Origin of the sequence: Psychrobacter sp., from assembly GCF_030457785.1 — a bacterium.
GTDB lineage: Bacteria > Pseudomonadota > Gammaproteobacteria > Pseudomonadales > Moraxellaceae > Psychrobacter.
The window spans coordinates 1-7,207 of the sequence record NZ_JAKDUI010000147.1; the positions used below are offsets into that span (position 1 = coordinate 1).

At 42.9% G+C, this 7,207-nt stretch carries 5 protein-coding genes; 2 read left to right on the forward strand and 3 right to left on the reverse strand.

From position 1 onward, the window contains the following. Positions 1-397: alpha/beta fold hydrolase (locus tag L0J61_RS07885; RefSeq protein WP_301465875.1), on the reverse strand; the 397-nt coding region annotated here is incomplete at its 3' end. Between the two features lie 723 nt (positions 398-1,120). Between L0J61_RS07885 and L0J61_RS07890 the strand changes: the two genes are divergently transcribed. Beyond that, a complete protein-coding gene (locus L0J61_RS07890; protein WP_301465877.1) occupies positions 1,121-1,987 on the forward strand; it encodes a DUF547 domain-containing protein in 867 nt (288 codons plus the stop codon). 415 nt (positions 1,988-2,402) lie between these two features. Here L0J61_RS07890 and lipA read toward each other — a convergent pair whose 3' ends face one another. Together lipA and L0J61_RS07900 are read right to left on the reverse strand one after the other, a co-directional pair. Next, positions 2,403-3,446 carry a lipoyl synthase gene (gene lipA, locus L0J61_RS07895; protein WP_301465879.1) on the reverse strand — a complete coding sequence of 348 codons (1,044 nt, stop codon included), beginning with the start codon at positions 3,444-3,446 and terminating at the stop codon, positions 2,403-2,405. A gap of 163 nt (positions 3,447-3,609) precedes the next feature. Further along, entirely contained in the window at positions 3,610-4,005 is a 396-nt protein-coding gene (locus tag L0J61_RS07900; protein WP_301465880.1) for a carboxymuconolactone decarboxylase family protein, read from the reverse strand. Positions 4,006-4,431: 426 nt separating this feature from the next. On the opposite strand from L0J61_RS07900, the gene acnB reads away from it, so the two are divergent. Continuing rightward, the gene (gene acnB / locus L0J61_RS07905; protein WP_301465882.1) at positions 4,432-7,035 is read left to right on the forward strand and encodes a bifunctional aconitate hydratase 2/2-methylisocitrate dehydratase; all 2,604 of its coding nucleotides are present in this window, start codon (positions 4,432-4,434) and stop codon (positions 7,033-7,035) included. Positions 7,036-7,207: the final 172 nt, after the last annotated feature.

A 7,207-nucleotide genomic window follows, 5' to 3' on the forward strand; every position in this document is an offset into this window, starting at 1 on the left:
TATGTGCGTGGTGCTTCATGACATTACGTACAATGAATGAGCCCATAGAGTGACCCATGACGAAATGAGGCACATCAGGATGACGGGCTTTTAAACTGTCAGCCATGACGATGACATCTTTCAGTAGCGACTGTACGGGGTGTTCCTCGCCAAAAAAACCCAAATCCACTTCTGTTTTGACTGTTTTTCCATGACCCAAATGATCATAAGTGGCTACTGCAACACCATTATCTGCTAAAAACTGTGCGAAATCTGCATAGCGGCCACTGTGCTCGGACATGCCATGGGCAATCAGCAGGGTAGCTGTTATAGCAGTGGCGCTATCACTGGGCTCAAAAAACCTATGGTGTAGATAGTGAGTATTATCAGAAGATATGATTGGCTCTGGGTGGCTCATACAGGTTTCCTTAAAGCAGGGGTATGCAGATAAAAACTCTGCTCGTATTTTGGCTATCGATAATCTAACGACAAAGCGGGTTAAGGTCAAATATATTTACGTCTTAGGGCGTGTTGAACATTCACAAATAGGCACTGCTGATGACTAAAATTGTTCCAGACAAGGCGCAAGTTAAAGATAATGTTAATACCTTAGCAAGACTTGCAACGCCGTATAGAACAATTTTAACATCAGACCACTTTCTATCAATAAATTGTTGGGACAGGCGTATTTTTTGCCGCTTTATTGATAAAAACAAACGTATAGAATGACTATACTTGCTCTTTTTATCTTCAAATCGTCTAAAAAATACGCTCTGTCAGTGCCATGGTCGAATGTTCAACACGCCCTAATCTTTACTCACTACTACTCACTATTTAAGTATGGCTTCATTTAAGCATGATTTTATAATTGTATGGATTATTAATACGATGCGCCTTCAATATGTGTTGAAATCTGTAGATATGCACCTTGGGCTCGACTTAAAACAACACGCCTGATTAGTTACACTAAGTATTAAGCTGTGTGATAATAGAATTGTTAAACAGTGAGATAATAATTAACCTAGTATCAATGAATCTAAAGTACCACTGAATCTAAAGTACCACTGAATCTAAAATAAAACATCGTCACAAAAAACAGTAGCGTTTAAATGTTGAGACGGTCACACAGAGAGTTTATACGATGTCCAGATATATAGCAGTAACAACGAAGATGGCTGAGCGTAAAGCTCCTTTGATTAATAAATATTTTTCTAAGAGTAAAATAACCAAAACCTTAATGGCGACGACGCTGATATTTTCGAGTGCCGCTTATGCTGACTTTAATCACAGCAGTTGGGATACGCTGCTCGATAAGCATGTGACGATGACCAATGGTGGCAAAGCATCCGTGGTCAACTACGCAGGGATGCAGTCGGACAAAACCAAGCTAACCAATTATTTAAAAGCGACTGGTGATGTCACGCAGTCTGAATTTAATCGTTGGAATAAGAATGAGCAGTTGGCATTTTTGATCAATGTTTATAATGCAGGTACGGTAGATCTCGTACTGACCAAATACCCCAATCTCAAATCTATTAAAGATATTGGCGGTATCCTCGGCTCACCGTGGAAGCAAGAGTTCATTCCTCTATTGGGCAAAACCCGTTCGCTCGACGATATTGAACACAATCTCATACGTGGCTCAAAGCGTTACAATGATCCGCGCATTCATTTTGCCGTCAACTGCGCTAGTATTGGCTGTCCTGCGTTGCAAGATGAAGCCTTTACTGGCAAACGTCTGGATACTCAACTGGAGCAAGCTACCAGTAAGTTCCTAGCTGATCGTAGTCGCAACCGCCAAAAAAGCAATACCTTAGAAGTTTCGCCAATATTTAAATGGTACAAGGAAGACTTCGAGAGTAACTGGCGCGGCACAGGTGACTTGCAAGGATTTTTAGGTCGATACAGTGCTGCTTTAGGGCTTAACAGTACCCAAACAACGGCATTGAAAAACGGTAAAACAAAGATCAGTTATGCTGACTATAATTGGAATCTGAATAAGAGATAGATGCTACGCACCAAAGATAATAACTGTCAATTTAGTCTATGCTGATATGGCTTTGATTGAGTAAAACGGTTACATCCTTGCAAGCCAGCTTGGCTCGTGAACTCTTGACAAACAGTACAGTTGCGAACAAAGCGGGCAGGAAAAGTAGGCAATGGGCGTATTGTTGATGATATAAGTATTGCTGTTATAGGAGCACGAACCTTCTTGCGCGGTAAGTTTACGGCTCACTATTGGCTTCTTAATAAAGTGCCGGTCACTGCTTGAGTGGTTTAAACATATCGTAATATCAATCTGATAGGGCAACTGTTTGCAGGAGATGCGGCCGCTGCATATTCACTGCATCAAAAAGAGAGGCTTATGATAAGCCTCCCTTTTTGATGTGATTTTTTATGCTATTAATATTGCAAGTGAGGCTCTAACAACCCAGCTTGCCTTCAGCTTCTAGCGCTTTCTTACTACGGACTGGTGCAGGGCAGTCCTCGCCATAATATTGACGATCGGCAAAGTAGCTTGAGCGTACCATCGGGCCTGCCCAAATGCTAAAGAAGCCAATTTTTTTGCCATAGTCCATATAACGCTGAAACTCGTCTGGATGCACATAACGGTCAACAGGTGCGTGGTTTTTGCTGGGTTGCAGGTACTGACCGATAGTAATCATATCGACGTCATGAGCTTTTAGATCATCAAGCAACTCATAAATCTCTTCTTCAGTTTCACCAAGACCGACCATAAACCCACATTTGCTGGCGATATCAGGGCGACGCTCTTTATAGACTTTTAGCAAGTCGAGCGAGTGCTGATAATCAGAGCCTGGACGGAATGCTTTATAAAGGCGTGGTACCGTCTCGATGTTGTGGTTAAAAACATCTGGTGGCGTTTCGGTTAGCAAGTCTAGAGCGATATCCATACGACCACGGAAATCTGGTACCAATATTTCGATCAAGCAGTTCGGGCTCAATGCTCTCGACTCATTTAGCACTTCAACGAAATGACCAGCGCCACCGTCTTTTAGATCATCACGATCCACAGAGGTGATCACCGCATACTTAAGACCCAAACCTTGAATGGTCTCAGCAGTATGACGTGGCTCGTCTTTATCTAGCTCATTGGGACGCCCATGACCGACATCACAGAATGGACAGCGACGCGTACAGATATCACCCATGATCATAAAGGTCGCTGTACCATCAGCGAAACACTGTGGAAGGTTGGGGCAAGCAGCTTCTTCGCAAACAGTATAGAGTTTTTGTTCGCGCAAGGTCGCTTTGATGCGCGCCACTTCGGCAGGCGATGACATTTTTACTCGAATCCAATCTGGCTTTTTCTTGGCCTCGACGGTTGGAATGACTTTAATTGGGATGCGAGCAACTTTGTCGTAGCCACGCAGCTTTTCACCTTTGATGGCTTTTTTGGGTTTGACCTTGGCAGCAGGGACATGTGTTTGTACGGCAGTTGTCATAATAGAGCTGTCTCTTAACCCTTTATAGCATAAGGGTTCATGGAATTTTTAGAATGTATGTTAAGTGAAGATATTATAGCAGAGATTTAGGTCTGGTTTTTTAAACAATATTGTTAAGACGACTATTATCTTTTGTTTGATGACTACTTTTAAGCGTCTGCCTCTAAGAGTCTAAATCTACTTCCAGCTCGTTCAGTATCTCTATAGCAGCACGAAATGCTTCTTGGGTTGCAGGCGCACCGCAGTAAGGCAGGCTATGCATAAGCACTTCACGAATCTCAGCGACGCTTGCTCCGTTATTAATCGCCCCGCGGATATGCCCTTTGAGCTCATTTGGACTTTTTTGTGCAATCAAAAAGGCAATGGTGATTAAAGATCGATATTTACGAGGTAATACTGAATCGTCTTGCCAAGTACTACCCCAGGCATGCTCAATAATCCAGTCTTGTAATGGCTGAGTAAACGCCGTGGCTGAATCGAGTGAGCGCTTTACATGTTGCTCACCCATCACTTCCGTACGAGCCTGGAGGCCATTGTTGTAGTTGTCGTCGCTCGTCATCTCATGATTCTCCTCATTATGGTTATTTCTAGTATTGATGTCTTTAGTATTTGTGCATAGAAGCTATTTTTTCAAGTCATATCTGTCGAGCAGTATCACATAGGACACATTCTAGTAACCAAGTCGATTTCTATAAATCAGAAAGAAGGAGTGTTTGGATAATTTTTTACTTATTTTATTAATTCGCATATAGCAATCTAGATCAGGGCTGTAGTAGAGTAGAAGCCATACGGTCGATGGTACTATTTTTTTAATAAATGACCAATATGTCATTATTATGAGGCTTTTGCAGCCTTAACCATTAACATTTTGACCGTTTTGAGCTATGATTGTATGGATAACATTTCATCGAGTAGTACATAGACGCAGGCAGTCATACTGACTACCCACGTATTGTGCTAACCCAAATTGACGAGGACGACTATTGTGTTAGAAGCTTATCGTAAACATGTCGAAGAACGTGCTGAGCTAGGAACGGTTCCGCTACCACTTAACGAAAAACAAGTGGCAGAGCTGGTTGAGTTATTAAAAAACCCACCAGCAGGCGAAGACGAATTTTTGATGGATCTGCTTGAAAACCGTATTCCTGCTGGTGTTGACCAAGCAGCTTACGTTAAAGCTGCATTTTTAGCCGCTATCTTAAAGGGTGAAGCATCATCGCCACTTATCAATAAGAAAAAAGCCGTAGAAATCTTGGGTACTATGCAAGGTGGTTATAACGTTCAACCATTGGTTGCGGCGTTAGATGACGCTGAAATTGCACAAGACGCAGCCGAAGCATTAAAGAAAACCTTGCTCGTATTCGATGCGTTCAATGACGTGACTGAAAAAGCTGAAGCAGGCAATGATATTGCTAAAGAAGTGATTCAATCATGGGCCGATGCTGAGTGGTTTTTAAACCGTAACGCTGTACCAGAAAAAACAACGTACACGACGTTTAAAGTAACTGGCGAGACTAACACTGATGACTTGTCACCTGCGCAGGATGCGTGGAGTCGTCCTGATATCCCATTACATTCGTTAGCCATGCACAAAAACTCTCGTGACGGCATCGATGCTGACGAAGAAGGTGTTGTTGGTCCAATGACACTGATCGATAAGTTAAAAGAAAAAGGTCATCAGTTGGCTTATGTCGGTGATGTTGTAGGTACAGGTTCTAGCCGTAAGTCTGCGACTAACTCAGTACTATGGCTCATGGGTGAAGACATCCCTAACGTACCGAACAAACGCGGTGGCGGCTTGGTACTTGGTAACAACATCGCTCCTATCTTCTTTAACACTATGGAAGACTCTGGCGCATTGCCAATTGAAAAAGTAGCGGTTGATAACCTAAACATGGGTGATGTGTTTGACATTTATCCGTATGAAGGCAAAATCACTAAGCATGACTCTGATGAAGTATTGTCAAAATTTGAGCTAAACTCGCCAACATTGCTTGACGAAGTTCGTGCTGGTGGTCGTATTCCATTGATCGTTGGTCGTGGTTTGACTAACCGTGCTCGTGAATACATGGGTCTTGGTCATTCAGACGTATTTGCTAAGCCAGAAGAACCAGCTGATACTGGTAAAGGCTTCACGCTAGCACAGAAAATGGTTGGTAAAGCTTGTGGTCTAGAAGGCGTACGTCCTGGTATGTACTGTGAGCCTAAGATGACGACTGTTGGTTCTCAGGATACTACTGGTCCGATGACACGTGATGAGCTAAAAGATTTGGCATGTTTGGGTTTCCAATCAGACCTAGTAATGCAGTCATTCTGTCACACTGCCGCTTATCCAAAGCCAGTTGATGTTGAGACTCAGCATACACTACCTGATTTCATCATGAACCGTGGTGGCGTGAGCTTACGCCCAGGCGATGGTATCATTCACTCATGGTTGAACCGTATGCTATTGCCAGATACCGTTGGTACTGGTGGTGATTCACATACACGTTTCCCAATGGGCATCTCATTCCCAGCAGGTTCTGGTCTAGTCGCATTCGCTGCAGCTACTGGTGTAATGCCACTTGATATGCCTGAATCTGTCCGTGTACGTTTCGTAGGTGAGCGTCAACCTGGCATTACCTTACGTGACCTTGTTCATGCGATTCCTTATCAAGCAATCAAAGAAGGTTACTTAACCGTTGATAAGAAAGGCAAAATCAACGAGTTTAACGGCCGTATTCTTGAGATTGAAGGTCTAGAAGACTTAACTGCAGAGCAAGCATTTGAGTTATCTGATGCTTCAGCTGAGCGTAGTGCTGCTGGTTGTACAATCACACTATCTGAAGATTCAGTAACTGAGTACTTAAACTCAAACATCACGCTGCTTAAGTGGATGATCTCAGAAGGCTATGGCGATGCTCGTACTATTAGCCGTCGTATCGAAGCGATGCAAGAATGGTTGGCTAATCCAAGTCTAATGCGTGCTGATGAAGATGCAGAGTACACAATCGACATCACTATCGATATGTCAGATATCAAAGAACCTATTCTTTGCTGCCCGAACGATCCAGATGATGCTAAGACACTAGCTGACGTTGCAGGCGATCCGATTGATGAAGTATTCATCGGTTCTTGCATGACTAACATTGGTCATTTCCGTGCAGCAGGTAAATTACTGCAAGACGTACCAGCAGGTAGCCTAAAAACTCGTCTATGGATTGCGCCACCAACGAAGATGGATGCGCGCCAGTTGATGGAAGAAGGTTATTACAACGTCTATGCACAAGCTGGTGCACGTACTGAAATGCCAGGTTGCTCGCTATGTATGGGTAACCAAGCACGTATCGCACCGAAGTCTACTGCGGTATCGACTTCTACGCGTAACTTCCCGAACCGTCTAGGTCAAGGTGCTAATGTATATCTAGCATCAGCAGAGCTTGCAGCTGTTGCTGCGGTCATCGGTAAACTACCGACTAACGAAGAGTACCAGCAATACGCTGGTATGCTAAACAGCATGGGCGATGAAGTATATCAATACATGAACTTCGACCGTATGGAAGAGTATACTGAAGAAGCAGATAAAATCAACGTTGCTCAATTGAGCTAATTTTGGTTTAAGCTTAAGCAAAACGTTTTTAAGTTTTAATAAAAAATAAAAACCCCGTATCGTCACGATGCGGGGTTTTTATTTTTTATTAGAAATAAACACGTCATTGGTTGACGCCTATAGATAATATATAGTTGTAACCTGTCATTTGTTGGTTAATAATTAATAAAAT